The following is a 14,286-nucleotide window of genomic DNA, read 5'->3' as shown; positions in this document are numbered from 1 at the left end:
ATCTGCTGGATCATCAAACTCGGTCGAAATGGAAATATCATTTTCCCTCAGGTGCATTCCATTGACGACCTGGTAAGCGGTTCTGATGCGTACAAATATCTGCTTTCATTTCATCTTGTCGAGCACGGTATGTACATAGCAAGCCGTGGATACGTAGTCTTGGGCGCGCCGATCGGAGATCCAGAAATCGTACGATTTATTTCGGCAGTACGGACGTTCGTCGAGCGATACAGGAAAATCCTGCCAAAAATCGCACTCAGATCAGAGGCGGTTCCGGTCGCGCCCTGATATCAAAGGTGCGGGAAGCATGCGCTGCACAGACATGGTGTGGTGAGGTTCAGAAGGTACCGGCCGTCTTCACCGGCGGTGTAAAGAGAATAGATGGAGGTCAAATTGAAAGTCTTCGCTTGCGGCATTTCTCACGAGAGCCACAGCTTCAGTAAGCGTTACACGACCATGGAAGATTTTTGCGGTGCAGAAGTCGGCTATGTAAGCAGCAACCCACACTTAGTCAGCAGCCGTTCCACCGAAGGCGGGATCTTGGTCGCTGCTCGTGAGAAAAGCTGGGAGCTTATTTTCCCGTTTTGCGCTAGAGCTACGCCCAAAGGCCCACTCACGTCCGAAACCTTCGAGAGGTTGAGCGGACAGCTAATCGACGAACTGCGCAAAGCTGGGCATGTCGACGGAGTTCTGCTCGCGCTTCACGGCGCGATGTTTTCCGAGGCCTATCCTGACTGTGAAGGAGAGATCCTCGAGCGAGTGCGGGGTGTCGTTGGACAAACTGTTCCCATCGCCCTCGCGCTTGATCTGCACACGAACTTTACTGATCGGATGGCTCGCCTGGCAGACATCACAACGAGCTTTCGCACTACTCCGCATATTGATCAGTGGGAAACCACTTACCGTGCCGCAGGTCTCCTTGACGATGCGATGCACGGCAGAACTAGACCGAAAGTCTATGTATCGCGGCTACCAATGCTCGCGGGGTTTGATATGGGGAGAACCGTCGGCTCCGGTGGGCCAATGAACGAGTTGCTGGGGAAAGCTCGCGAAATTGAGGCTATGGATGACGATGTATTAGACGTTGCATTGAACGCCGGCTATTACTACGGCGACGTTTTCGAGGCTGGGCCGTCGGTTACGGTCACTGGAAACGGTGACGATGATCGGTTTCAAGCCGTTGCAGATTCCCTTATGCGTGCGGGCTGGGAGAGCCGCGACTACGTAAGTATCGAACATGTCTCTGTAACAGACGCCGTTGAGCACGCCCAGTGTGCTCCGCGAGGAAGCGGTCCGTTGATTTTGGTCGATTACACGGACGGTCCGGCCGGAGGTGCAGACGGTGATGGAACACGTCTGTTGAGCGCGCTCCTTGAAGCGAATCTGGCTGACACGGTGGTAGGGCCGATTTTCGATCCGCAGGCGGCTAGCCTTGCGGTCAGCGCTGGGGTTGGCAAACAGATCGAGCTAGAGGTTGGCGGGAGAGGAGATCAAACATACAGCGGCGCTCCGGTCCGTGTATCGGGTGTCGTGCGGAGTATTTCAGACGGCAACTACGTGCGCAAGGGGCCATATTCAACAGGCACTGTCGGTAGTCTTGGTGAGAGCGCTCTTATCCAAGACAACAATGTGTCGGTGCTGGTGGTCTCGAAGCGCATGCAGCCAGAAGACCAGGAGCAATACCGCATCTTCGGGATCGAACCTAAAAAAATCAATATCCTCGCATGCAAAGGGATAAACCATTTCCGTGCAGATTTTGAACCCATTGCGCGTGAGCTTGTCTTTGTCGACACCGGAGGGCTGGTAGCGGTCGACTTCAAGAAGTTCCCGTTTAAGAATGTTCGACGACCAATTTGGCCTCTTGACCCCGACGTGACGATCTAGACATCATGTATGGACCTGCCGCACCTCAAGGTACGCGGATTAAGCTTGAGGTGGGCTACACCGCGGCTCGGAGCCGCATTGAGGGGGCAGGTCATGAACAAGTTTAGCAAGTACGTGGGCCTGGATGTACATCAGGAAACGGTCGCCGTGGCGGTCGCCGACACGGCCGGCGAAGTGCGCTATCTGGGCGAGATCTTGAACACACCCGAGACCATTGCGAAACTAGTTGGACAGCTCAAGCGGGGCACGGGACGGCTGGCGTTCTGCTACGAAGCCGGCCCCTGTGGCTACACCATTTGCCGACAGCTGCGCGAGCTCAAGCAGGACTGCCAGGTTGTCGCTCCGTCGCTGATTCCGAAGAAGCCGGGCGAACGCGTGAAGACCGACCGGCGCGATGCCCTAAGCCTGGCGCGCCTGCATCGCGCCGGCGAGTTGAGCCCTGTATGGATTCCGGATCAGGCACAGGAGGCGCTGCGCGATCTGACCCGTGCGCGTGAGGACATGAAGCATCTGCAACGTCCGGCGAAGCGACGGCTGTTGTCATTTCTGTCGCGCCATGGCCATCGCTACGCGGGCCGCTCCCGGTGGACACAGGCCCACTGGCGCTGGCTGGAGGGCATCAAGTTCGCCCGGCCGGAGCAACAGATCGTACTGCACGAATATATCGACACGGTATAGGCCTGCGGCAGGCGCGTGGCCAGCCTCGACCACGAAGTCGAGACGGCGGCGCACGCCAGCGCGCTCTGGCCGGTGATCGAGGCGTTGATGGCGCTGCGCGGCATCAGTCTGCTCACGGCTGTGACGGTGGTCGCGGAACTCGGCGATCTCACACGGTTCGCCGGGCCGCCCCAACTGATGGCGTATCTGGGCCTAGTACCCAGCGAACACTCCAGCGGCAAGCGCGAGCGCCGCGGTGGCATCACCAAGGCCGGCAACGGCCATCTCCGGCGGGTACTCATCGAGGCAGCGTGGACCTATCGTCATGCCGCACGAAAGACCGCGATCCTGCAGCGACGCGCAGAGCGTACGGCCCCTGAAGTCCAGGAGCAATACCGCATCTTCGGGATCGAACCTAAAATAATCAATATCCTCGCATGCAAAGGGATAAACTATTTCCATGCAGATTTTGAACCCATTGCGCGTGAGCTTGTCTTTGTCGACACCGGAGGGCTGGTAGCGGTCGACTTCAAGAAGTTCCCGTTTAAGAATGTTCGACGACCAATTTGGCCTCTTGACCCCGACGTGACGATCTAGAGTCCTGTATTGTTAAGTTGTTTGGTAGTCATCATTGCTCCAGGCCCTGACGAAAGGACAAATTGTCCGAGGGACAACTGTCCACAACGACCGCGATCGCAGCCGCCGGGGCCTGTATGGCGGTACGACGGTGATAGAAGTTGAGTGCCCTAAGGCCCCCTAGTTCTTCGCCGCCACCGGCCCGACCAGGCCCGCCATGGAGTGACATGGGCATGACGTTGCCGTGACCGGTCTGGGTTTGCTGGACAGAAGGTGAGGCGGCGTGCACGCGACCGTGTGTGCCTGCAAGCTCAATCGCGACGCGACCGAGATGGGCATCGTCATTCGAGAAAACCGAAGCCACGAGTGATCCGTCGCCGCGGCGCGCCAGCTCAATCGCGTGAGACTCGGGAAGGTTGTCCGCATCAGCCGGGCGGTAAGGTGCCACCGTGGCGACCGGGCCGAACACCTCTACTTCATGCAGGTGGCTCGCGTTATCCGGGTCGTTCACGACGAAGAGGTGCGGAGCGATGCACGCAGAAATTCTGGGGTTCGCGTCGAGCAAGGGCACGTGAGCGCCGTCGAAGACCAGTTCAGCTTCTGCGCGAAGGGTCGCGATTCCAGACTTCACATTCTCCAGCTGCTCGCGGCTCACGAGCGAGCCCATACGTGTCGCCTCGTTTCGTGGATTTCCGACGGTAACTTTTGCGAGCTTCGGCTTCAGCGCATCGACGACGGCGGACAGGTGTGCTTCGGGAACAAACGCGCGGCGAATCGCGGTGCACTTTTGCCCCGACTTGACCGTCATCTCGCGCACGACCTCCTTGATAAATAGGTCGAAGGCGTCGGTGCCAGGCGCTGCGTCTGCGCACAGGATGGCGCTGTTAAGGCTGTCGGCTTCGACGTTCAGACGGGCGCCTAGCTCGACGAACGCACGATGCGCACGCAATTTGGCTGCGGTTTCAGCGGAGCCCGTGAATGAAACCACGTCGAATGCGCCGACCTGGTCGAGCAGGCCAGCGGAACTGCCGCAGACAATCGAAAGCGCTCCAGAAGGCAGGATTCCCGCATCCACTACATCAGCGACCATTCGCTGCGTCAACCATGCCGTTGCTGTCGCCGGCTTGATGATCACTGGCACGCCGGAGAGCAGCGCAGGCGCTGCCTTCTCCCAAAGACCCCATGACGGGAAATTGAATGCGTTGATGAACAGTGCAACGCCATGCGTTGGGGTGAGAATGTGCTGGGAGCGAAATGTTGCGTCCTTGCTGAGAGATACCGCATCGCCGTCGCGCAGTGCCTGCTTATCGCCGAGTGTGGCGCCCAGCTTCGCATAGTACGAGAGCGTAAAGATTCCGCCGTCGATGTCGACGGCGGAATCGCTTTTGGTCGTTCCGGAATTGGCGAGCGCGATAGCGTAGTAATCGTCGCGCTTGCTTTGCAGCAGTTGAACGATTTCGGCGAGCTTTGCTGCACGCGCGCCGTATGTCAGGCGTCGCAGCATGTCTCCACCGCTTTCACGTGCATAGCGAAATGCGTTGGCCAGATCGAGGCCCTGGCTGGAAACCTTGACAAGGGCCTCGCCAGTTACAGGGTCAGTTAACGTGGTATAGGGTTGTGCTCCCTCGACCCATTGACCCGCGAGATAGTTCTCCAGTACATGCGTCATGCCGGTGCCTTTAATGTTTTCAGTTCGGGGAGGGCGCGGGAGTGAACTCGATGGCGCCCTGTGGAAGTAGGTAGAGGACGAGCGCGTCACCGTTGGCGACTGTCGGACAATGTGCGCTCCCCGGCCCATAGACCCACCAGCCTGCAGGGTGCCCGTCGAACGTAGCGCCGTTCTCGAGTGGAATGATCAGGTCGATTTCACCGTTTGGATGGACGTGCTGTGGGCCCACAAGATCCTTCATGCGAACAACGTCGACTGAGAAGCCGTTGGTTTCAGGTAAAGCCTTGAGAATCCGACCGAAGCGAATGCCGCCGGCTTCCCGGTTGCATAGCCATCCTTGTTCAACGCCAATGCGGCACGCGTCAGCGAGTGCCTCATACTTCTCACTTTGAGGGGGCCACGTGCGATTGAGCCAGTCCGCGAGGCTGCTGTTCAGATCGCGGTCCGCGATTTCGCGCGTGACGCTTGCGATCAGCCGTTGAAATTCATTTGGGGACATGTTGAATCTCTTGAATTCCTTGTTCACGCACTTTGATGCATGTATGGGGCGTGCGTTTCCTGTGGAGATGAATTGAATCGCAGCTCCTCTACCGAGGTCGATTTGTCTTCAGTCAATGTTTTGGCCAAAGTATCTGGCTCGAACACCAATGTCAAGCAGTATAGTGCATGTAACTGTGCGTGATGGGCGCAAATGATGAAGCAAACTTACTCTGAATCTGAAGTGCAGCCGGTCGGGCAACAGGAAGGGGTGCCGGCACCTGGAGTCGAGCGGGAGCCGGAGAAGTCCGAGCGCGATCCATTTCTCACCGCGATGGGTGAGCGGGTTCGCCTGCTTCGCGCGCGCAAAGGGATAACGCGCAAGGCGTTGGCACTCGAGGCGCGGATGTCTGAGCGCTATCTGGCGAACCTGGAGTCCGGTGAGGGCAACGCCTCGGTCCTCGTGTTGCGCCAACTGGCCGCGACGCTGAATTGCTCGTTAGCCGAGGTCATCGGCGATGAAACGACGCTGTCCGTGGAGTGGCGGCTTATCCGCGAACTTCTGCAGGGGCGGGATCAAGCATCCCTCCAGCATGCACGACAGGCCCTGACCGAGTTGTTCGCGCAAGCTCCTCGCGACCCCCATCGTTTCGAGCGAATCGCCCTTATCGGCCTGCGTGGGGCAGGCAAGTCTACGCTCGGCAAAATGCTCGCACAGGAACGGAATGTTCCATTCGTTGAGCTGAATCGTGTCATTGAGCAGCTTGCAGGGTGCCCCCCCGGTGAAATTCATGCGCTCTACGGCGCGAACGCGTACCGTCGCTACGAGCATCGCGCACTCGAGGCGGTTGTCGCTGAGCATCCGCGCGCTGTGATTGCTTCGCCAGGTGGGCTCGTCTCGGATGCCGGGGCCTTGAACACCCTGCTTGGCCACTGCTACACAATATGGCTACAAGCGACGCCTGAGGACCATATGCACCGTGTCATCGCTCAAGGCGACCTGCGTCCGATGTCCGGCAATGCGGAGGCAATGGAAGACCTCAAACGAATCCTCGCCGGCCGCAGCGAGCTCTATGGGCGTGCCGACATGACCTTTGATACCAGCGGCAAGAGCCTCGCTGAGGCCTATCTCCAGCTTCGCGACCGCCTCGCGGCCCGGCTTGGAATGGAGCTCTCAAGCGGAGAGGCTGTATGAGGGTTTACCACTAAAATGCAATAAAGTGCATTAGTGTGATTTACTTCCTCTTGGTGGTGCAGTATTGTGCGTTCACGACAATGCCCCCATCAGGAGAAAGTTCATGTCCGCAGTTGAAGCACCGCTGGTCACTCAAGTCGACTACCGCACCGAACCCTCGCAGTACAAGCACTGGAAGTTGAGCTTTAACGGCCCTGTCGCCACTCTCGGCATTGACATCGCTGAAGAAGGTGGCATCCGCAACGGTTACAAGCTAAAGCTGAATTCGTACGACCTGGGTGTCGACATCGAGCTGCACGACGCGCTCCAACGCATTCGCTTCGAACACCCGGAAGTGCGGACGGTCGTTCTGACCAGCCTGAAGGATCGCGTTTTCTGCTCCGGGGCGAACATCTTCATGCTTGGTCTCTCGACACATGCATGGAAAGTGAACTTCTGCAAGTTCACCAATGAGACGCGCAACGGCATCGAAGATTCGTCACGTCACTCGGGACTGAAGTTCATTGCAGCAGTCAATGGCGCCTGTGCTGGCGGCGGTTACGAGCTCGCGCTCGCGTGTGATGAAATCATGCTGGTCGACGACCGCTCATCGTCGGTTGCGTTGCCCGAAGTGCCGCTGCTAGGCGTGCTGCCGGGTACGGGCGGCCTGACACGCGTGACGGACAAGCGCAAGGTCCGCCATGACCGCGCGGACATCTTCAGCACCATCGTCGAAGGCGTTCGCGGAGAGCGCGCCAAGGAGTGGCGCCTCGTTGACGAAGTGGTGAAGCCCAACCAGTTCAATCAGGCCGTTCAGGCACGTGCCCTGGAGCTTGCCTCCCAGAGCGATCGTCCCGCAGAAGCGCAAGGCATTGTGCTGACGCGCATTGAACGTGTAGAGCATGCCGATGGCCTGCGCTACGCGACAGTCGACGTGGAAATCGACCGTGCCAAACGCACGGCCACGTTCACTGTCAAGGCTCCCGTGGGTCTGCTCCCGGAGACCATCGAAGGGATCGTATCGGCCGGCGCTGCATGGTGGCCGCTGCAGTTCGCTCGCGAACTCGACGACGCCATCCTTTCAATGCGCACGAACGAGCTCGAGGTTGGGACGTGGATCTTCAAGACGTCCGGCGACGCAAAGTCCGTTCTGGCGGCTGATGCCTCGCTGCTCAAACATCGCGAACACTGGTTCGTTCGTGAAACCATCGGCATGTTGCGCCGAACGCTCGCCCGCATTGACGTCTCATCGCGTTCGATTTTCACCCTGATCGAGCCGGGCTCGTGCTTCGCTGGCACGTTCGCAGAATTCGCATTTGCTGCAGACCGTACGTACATGGCCTCACTGCCCTCGAACGAAGAAGAAGAGCCAGCAATTGTGCTCTCCGATGCGAACTTCGGCCTTTTCCCGATGATTACCAATCAGTCGCGTCTGGCACGTCGTTTTTACGACGAAGTGGGCCCGATGACTGCGGTGCGCGAAAAGATTGGTCATGAGGTGAAGCCGGTCGAGGCGGAACGCCTCGGGCTGGTCACGGCGGCGCCTGATGACATCGACTGGGCCGACGAAGTCCGCATTGCGCTCGAAGAGCGCGCAGCAATGTCTCCCGACGCACTGACCGGTCTCGAGGCAAATCTGCGCTTTAACGGCCCCGAGACGATGGAGACACGAATCTTCGGTCGCCTCTCTGCCTGGCAAAACTGGATTTTCAACCGGCCGAATGCCGTCGGCGAAAAAGGCGCGTTGAAGGTCTACGGCAAAGGCAGCAAGGCCCAATTCGACATCGCACGCGTCTGACGTCCCTGAAACTGCCTAAGGAAACGTAATGTCTACGATTAACTATAGCGAAAAAATTCCGAACAACGTCAACCTGGCCGACGATCGCGCACTCCAGCGCGCGCTCGAGCAGTGGCAGCCCAACTTCCTGTCGTGGTGGGATGATATGGGCCCCGAAAGCTCCCACGGCTACGACGTGTACCTGCGCACCGCCGTGAGCGTCGACGCCGGTGGCTGGGCACATTTCGACCACGTCAAGATGCCCGACTATCGCTGGGGCATCTTCCTCGCACCCGGCGAGCAGGATCGCAAGATTCATTTTGGCGAGCACAAGGGCGAGGCCGTGTGGCAGGACGTGCCAGGCGAACATCGTGCGAACCTGCGCCGCATTATCGTCACGCAGGGCGATACGGAGCCCGCTTCCGTGGAGCAGCAGCGCCACCTCGGTCTCACGGCGCCGTCCATGTATGACCTGCGCAACCTGTTCCAGGTCAACGTGGAAGAGGGTCGCCACCTCTGGGCGATGGTGTATCTGCTTCACCGCTACTTCGGACGTGACGGCCGCGAGGAAGCAGAGGCGCTCCTCGACCGTCGATCGGGGGACGACGACAATCCCCGCATCCTCGGGGCATTCAACGAAAGAACGCCGGACTGGCTTGCTTTCTTCATGTTCACGTACTTCACGGACCGCGACGGCAAGTTCCAGCTGTCCGCACTCGCCGAGTCGGGTTTCGACCCGCTGGCGCGCACTACGAAGTTCATGCTCACGGAAGAAGCGCATCACATGTTCGTCGGCGAGTCGGGCGTCTCGCGTGTTGTGCAACGCACGGCGCAGGTGATGAACGAGCTGAAGACCGACGATGTGAAGAAGTTGCGGGCTGCCGGGGTTATCGACCTCGATACCATCCAGCGCTACCTGAATTTCCACTATTCGGTGACGATCGACCTCTTCGGCGCGGACCAGTCATCGAATGCCGCGACGTTCTACAGCTCGGGTCTCAAGGGGCGCTATGAAGAAACGAAGCGCGACGACGACCATCAACTGAACGGCCAGCATTACAAGCTGCTGGATGTGCAGGATGGCAAGCTCGTCGAGCGTGAGGTGCCGATGCTCAATGCGATGAACGAGGTACTGCGCGACGACTACATCAAGGACTCGGTCGCTGGCGTGAACCGCTGGAACAAAGTGCTTGAGAAGGCCGGCATCGATTTCCGCCTGACGGTGCCTCACAAGGCGTTTAACCGCCAGATTGGTACGTTCGCCGGCGTGCGCATCTCCCCGGATGGCCATGTCGTGAGCGAGACCGAATGGGCCGCAAACGAGGCGCAATGGCTTCCGACATCCGAAGATCGTGCGTACGTGGCGTCACTGATGGGCCGCTGCGTGGAGCCGGGCAAGTTTGCGAACTGGATCGCACCGCCGCCGATGGGCATCAATCGTCAGGCAGTGGACTTCGAATACGTTCGTTTTAACTGATTCGCCTGATTCACCACATAGGCTGATCAGGCGCCTGGTTCGGGGCATATCGTTGCCCCCGAACCAGACGTAGGGAGACAACCATGAATGCCGTCATTCCGATGGAAGTACTGAAGCAACACCTGATTGATCCAGAAATCTGCATCCGGTGTAACACCTGCGAAGAAACGTGTCCAATCGACGCAATCACCCACGACAGCAACAACTATGTAGTCAAGGCAGAGCTGTGCAATGGCTGCATGGCCTGTGTGCCGCCGTGTCCGACTGGAGCAATCGACAACTGGCGCAATGTCCTTAAAGTCGACGCCTACAGTATCGACGAGCAGTTCAGCTGGGACGAACTACCCGCGCAGAATGCGTCCGTTGGCGCTTCAATCGAGATCCCCCGTTTCGATGTCTCACTGAATTCTGGCGAGGAGACCAACGCGCCTGACGTCGACGTTATTCGCGGCTCGACCTTACCACCCTGGTCCGCGGCGAAGCCGTATGTGAATCTCTACACGCACAAGACGCCGGTTACCGCCAGGGTGATGGGCAACTACCGGGTCACTGACGAGACGGCGGAGAGCGACATTCATCACATCGTTCTGGATTTCGGCTCGCTGCCGTTTCCCGTGCTCGAGGGGCAGTCCATCGGTGTGTTGCCGCCCGGGAACATGGCGGATGGCAGGCCCCACCACGCCCGTCAATATTCTCTGGCGAACCCGCGAGACGGGGAGCGTCCACTCTACAACAACGTCTCGCTAACAGTGAAACGTGTTACACGGGACTACGCAGGCAACGACGTGGATGGCGTGTGCTCGAACTATCTGTGCAATCTGAGGAAGGGCGATAGCGTCACGGTTATCGGTCCGTTCGGCAACACCTTCCTCATGCCCAATCATCCGAACACGCATCTCCTGATGATTTGTACGGGTACGGGTGCTGCGCCGATGCGTGCGATGACCGAATATCGTCGCCGCCACCGCCTGAAGGGAGCGACCGGCAAATTGATGTTGTTCTTTGGCGCCCGGACCAAGGAAGAGCTGCCCTATTTCGGTCCGCTGACGAATCTCCCGAAGGACTTCGTCGATACGAATCTCGCGTTCTCGCGTACCCCGGGGCGGCCAAAGCGCCATGTTCAGGACGCGATGCGCGAGCGTGCCGCCGACGTTGCTCATCTTTTGAAGGACGAGAATACGTATATCTATGTATGCGGCCTCAAGAGTATGGAAGAGGGTGTCCTGCAGGTGCTACAGCAGATTGCGGATGAAGCGGGCATTGACTGGACTGCGCTTTGGCCACGCCTCAAGAGAGAGGGTAGGTTACACCTTGAGACTTACTAAGAATAATCAGCCGGCTGACGTCGCATAGTCTGAAGTTGGAGAAAACGAAGGCGTCGGTTGACGTTGTTCTTGGCATCTGGAAGAAGTGGTATGCATCGCGTCATCGAAAGGAAAATCGTTGTAGATGATCCGTATCCAGGCTGACGCCAACGACATGCCGACGCCGTTGTTCGGGTGTTGTTAAATCGGCAGACAGTGCGCAACGGGTTCAACGAGATAGTCGAAGAACTCGCACTTTCGGTAATTCGATGTGTCGTTCTTTAACCGGGGGCCATGTCTCCTGCGTCCGGTGCTGTTCAAGAAGGACGAAACGAGCACGTAGGAGCAGCCTGGAGGCAGCTGCTCCGAGACTGATCATCGGCTGCCGTATCCAGCGTCATCGGCTACCGTATCCAGCATCGCAACCGGGCCGTCAGAATGTGTAACGTACCTTAAGACATCTCTCTAAGGATTCCGCGCACCAGGAAACGGCGGGATCTCGCGTTTAAACCAGAATGATGAACAAGTGGGTTCCCATGCGCGACATTTCAGTGAAGCACTGTTTGCTTGCTGTTCTGATAGTCTTTTCTCTGATGATCCTAGCGGGAGGGGCAGTTGGCGTGCTCACTCTGGGCCGCGCAAACGAGAATGCTAGAGATCGTCAAGAAATCTCGGATCAGGTAATTCTGGCCAACGATCTATATAAGGACATGACTCGAACTCGCGGAGCTCTTATGCGAGCCTATTCAGTCATGAAGGAAAGCGGCGATGCGGGCATCCGAAGCGCGGCGCTTGATAGCGCCCAGGCGTCGATCAAGGATGCCGACAATGCCGTTGTTACCTTTGCTGCCGCCGCGCGGTTTGCCGGTCAAGATGATCGCCTGAAGGGAGAGCTTGTGGAGTCGTCCAAGGCATTGGGTGTGGCCCTTCGAGCGGCGTTCGATGAGTTGCAGCGCGGTGAAACGGATGCTTACGTGATCACTAATAACCGCGATGTGACTCCCGCGGGCGGTAAATATTCTGCCAATCTCGAACGCTTTCAGAATCTTGCGCAGAAACTTTCGAGAACGTCCGCATCACAAGCCGAACGTGAATACCGGTATGTGCTGGGCATGGTGACAGCCGGGATCGCTTTCGCGCTAGCTTTGATTGTTGCAGTTCACTTTGCGCTTGGCCGTATTGTACTGCAGCCGCTGCAGGCCGCATCAGAACTGCTTGACCGGATTGCGGGAAGCGATCTCACGCCACCGGTTCCGGAAGCTGGATCGAACGAACTGGGAAGGCTATTTGCGTCGATGGCGCGCATGCGTGACGGACTGACGCGAACCGTTAGCAATGTGCGCTCGACGTGCGAGTTGATCCATGGGGGCGTGCGAGAAATTGCCACTGGCAATCTCGACCTTTCGAGTCGTACCGAGCGTCAGGCGGCATCGTTGCAAGAAACGGCGGCTAGCATGGAGGAACTGACATCCACTGTCATGAACAATGCTGATAACGCACGCGAGGCGAGCGAATTAGCGAAAACTGCTGCGGATATCGCCTTGCGCGGTGGGGATGTCATAAAGCGCGCTGTCCAGGCCATGGGCTCAATTGATGCGAACTCGCAGAAGATTGCCGACATCACTGGAATGATCGACAGCATAGCGTTTCAGACCAACATACTTGCGCTTAACGCAGCGGTCGAATCAGCCCGCGCTGGTGAGCAGGGGCGAGGATTTGCAGTCGTGGCAAGCGAAGTGCGCATGCTCGCTCAACGGAGCGCGGGCGCCGCTCGTGATATCAAGACACTGATTATGACGTCGGTCGAAGATATCAGGGTGGGCAACGAACAGGTCACGCTGGCGGGACAGACGATGACAGAGATCGTGGCGGCCGTGCAGCGTGTCGCCACCATCATGGCCGATATCACCGCGGCGACCGACGAGCAGAGCCAGGGGATCAGGCAAGTAGGTGTCGCGGTTGCTGAGATGGATCACGTCACTCAGCAAAACGCGGCCCTGGTTGAGCAGGCTGCAGCTGCCGCTGGTGCGCTCGAACAGCAGGCGGAATCGATGGCCGAGGCAGTTTCAGTGTTCCAGCTGGGCAGTTCGTGAGGTGCGCCTTGCACGCGTATGCTCGGTTGGCTGACCGTCAGTAGCCCGCACTACTGCCAGTTCGGTTCAAACACGACAAACTCCAGGGGGTGTCCCAGGTCGCAAGCTCGTCAAGTGTGAAGTGCCGATGCTCAACATTTGCGAGGTGCTAGTGCCGACTGCATCAACGGCTCGGTCGCTGCGATCACCCGCTGGAACGAGGTGCTTGAGAAGGTCTTCGTCAATCTCCGGTTGACCGTATCAGACAAGGCTTCAACCGCCTGATCTGCGCCCTTGCGCGTGTGCGGTTCACTGGATGACCGTGTCGTAAGCGAGGCGGAATGGCACGCGACTTCGGAAGACCTGGCGTACGTCGCTTCATTGTTGGGTCGCTGCGTCGCGCCGGGCAATGTTGCGAACTGGATTGCACGGCCGTCGATGAAGGCCTCATTCGCCCGGATGAAAGGAATTCGGGTACTTCCGTTTAACTGATTCGCTTAATGCATGGGCAAATCGGGCGCCTGATTAGAGGCGGATTTTTTTTCGCGGCGATCCCGGCGCGTAGAGACAACCAACGCAGGAGTTCCGATGGAACTGTTGAAGCAGCGCCCTCCTACCGAGCGGAATTATTGGTCTGACACGCGTGGTATGCCAGATCGAAATTGTCCGAAGGACACGGTGGCCTACCGCCTTACTCTTACCCCAATCATGGGAAAAATATGTTTGTTTCGACTTCACTAAATGAGTCTTTCGAGACCGTTAGCTTGATGATCGATGAAAGCGGAGTCGCTCATCTTGCGTTGAACCGACCGGAAGTCCACAACGCGTTCAACGAAGCGATGATTGATGAGCTGACGCATTGTTTCCGTCTTCTCTCATCAAGCGACACCGTTCGACTCGTCGTCCTTTCGTCAAACGGCAGTGTGTTCTGCGCAGGTGCGGATCTGGCATGGATGAAGCGTGCGAGCGCAAACGATCCGGACGGGAATCAACTGGACGCGACGCGCTTCGCAGACATGATGCACGCGATTTATGGATGCAAAAAGCCCGTGATCGCACGGGTTGTTGGCGTTCACCGAATCCTGACCCACCGGGGATGCGGACATTTTCTTGGACTGGGTTACGTCGTTAATCCCAAGCTTTCACGGTATTCGATGGGGCTGAGATAGCCAAGGGAGCCCTTGATCCGTTTCTCGTTGTACCAACGAATGTAGGCGTT

Annotated in this window: 11 protein-coding genes and 1 pseudogene; 9 read left to right on the top strand and 3 right to left on the bottom strand. The window is 58.1% G+C overall.

Features of this window, described 5'->3' with window-relative positions; genetic code table 11:
* Positions 1 to 381 precede the first annotated feature (381 nt).
* The 3 genes from G3N97_RS20515 to G3N97_RS39500 all read left to right on the top strand — a co-directional run bounded on the left by G3N97_RS20515 (position 382) and on the right by G3N97_RS39500 (position 3,138).
* The gene (locus G3N97_RS20515) at positions 382 to 1,884 is read left to right on the top strand and encodes a M81 family metallopeptidase (protein WP_205994841.1); all 1,503 of its coding nucleotides are present in this window, start codon (positions 382 to 384) and stop codon (positions 1,882 to 1,884) included.
* Between the two features lie 93 nt (positions 1,885 to 1,977).
* Positions 1,978 to 2,562, top strand: a complete 585-nt coding sequence (locus G3N97_RS39505; RefSeq protein WP_241030703.1) for a transposase — start codon at positions 1,978 to 1,980, stop codon at positions 2,560 to 2,562.
* A 15-nt stretch (positions 2,563 to 2,577) separates the two neighbouring features.
* Entirely contained in the window at positions 2,578 to 3,138 is a 561-nt protein-coding gene (locus tag G3N97_RS39500) for a transposase (protein ID WP_346778093.1), read from the top strand.
* Between the two features lie 31 nt (positions 3,139 to 3,169).
* Here the strand turns inward: G3N97_RS39500 and G3N97_RS20505 are convergent, their stop codons facing one another.
* Together G3N97_RS20505 and G3N97_RS20500 are read right to left on the bottom strand one after the other, a co-directional pair.
* A complete protein-coding gene (locus G3N97_RS20505) occupies positions 3,170 to 4,786 on the bottom strand; it encodes a 3,4-dehydroadipyl-CoA semialdehyde dehydrogenase (protein WP_205994840.1) in 1,617 nt (538 codons plus the stop codon).
* 19 nt (positions 4,787 to 4,805) lie between these two features.
* Positions 4,806 to 5,285, bottom strand: a complete 480-nt coding sequence (locus G3N97_RS20500; protein ID WP_205994852.1) for a DUF4863 family protein — start codon at positions 5,283 to 5,285, stop codon at positions 4,806 to 4,808.
* 192 nt (positions 5,286 to 5,477) lie between these two features.
* Between G3N97_RS20500 and G3N97_RS20495 the strand changes: the two genes are divergently transcribed.
* The 6 genes and pseudogenes from G3N97_RS20495 to G3N97_RS39495 form a co-directional block, all read left to right on the top strand.
* Entirely contained in the window at positions 5,478 to 6,458 is a 981-nt protein-coding gene (locus G3N97_RS20495; protein WP_241030702.1) for a helix-turn-helix transcriptional regulator, read from the top strand.
* 103 nt (positions 6,459 to 6,561) lie between these two features.
* Positions 6,562 to 8,235: a 2,3-epoxybenzoyl-CoA dihydrolase gene (gene boxC / locus G3N97_RS20490; RefSeq protein ID WP_205994839.1), complete on the top strand. Its 1,674-nt coding sequence runs from the start codon at positions 6,562 to 6,564 to the stop codon at positions 8,233 to 8,235.
* A gap of 28 nt (positions 8,236 to 8,263) precedes the next feature.
* Positions 8,264 to 9,691: a benzoyl-CoA 2,3-epoxidase subunit BoxB gene (gene boxB, locus G3N97_RS20485; RefSeq protein ID WP_205994838.1), complete on the top strand. Its 1,428-nt coding sequence runs from the start codon at positions 8,264 to 8,266 to the stop codon at positions 9,689 to 9,691.
* Positions 9,692 to 9,774: 83 nt separating this feature from the next.
* A complete protein-coding gene (boxA, locus tag G3N97_RS20480; RefSeq protein ID WP_205994837.1) occupies positions 9,775 to 11,016 on the top strand; it encodes a benzoyl-CoA 2,3-epoxidase subunit BoxA in 1,242 nt (413 codons plus the stop codon).
* 515 nt (positions 11,017 to 11,531) lie between these two features.
* Positions 11,532 to 13,088 (top strand): methyl-accepting chemotaxis protein, encoded by a 1,557-nt coding sequence (locus G3N97_RS20475; RefSeq protein WP_205994836.1) that lies wholly within the window; start codon positions 11,532 to 11,534, stop codon positions 13,086 to 13,088.
* A gap of 698 nt (positions 13,089 to 13,786) precedes the next feature.
* Positions 13,787 to 14,128: pseudogene (locus tag G3N97_RS39495) on the top strand (enoyl-CoA hydratase-related protein); the annotation flags it as partial.
* Between the two features lie 59 nt (positions 14,129 to 14,187).
* Here the strand turns inward: G3N97_RS39495 and G3N97_RS20465 are convergent.
* The coding region (locus tag G3N97_RS20465) for an IS3 family transposase (RefSeq protein WP_205993551.1) at positions 14,188 to 14,286 on the bottom strand (99 nt) is incomplete at its 5' end.

The sequence above is a fragment of the Paraburkholderia sp. Ac-20347 genome (assembly GCF_017104805.1).
Taxonomy (GTDB): domain Bacteria; phylum Pseudomonadota; class Gammaproteobacteria; order Burkholderiales; family Burkholderiaceae; genus Paraburkholderia; species Paraburkholderia tropica.
Note: the sequence above shows the minus strand (reverse complement) of the source record. Positions and strands in the feature narration are given on the sequence as shown.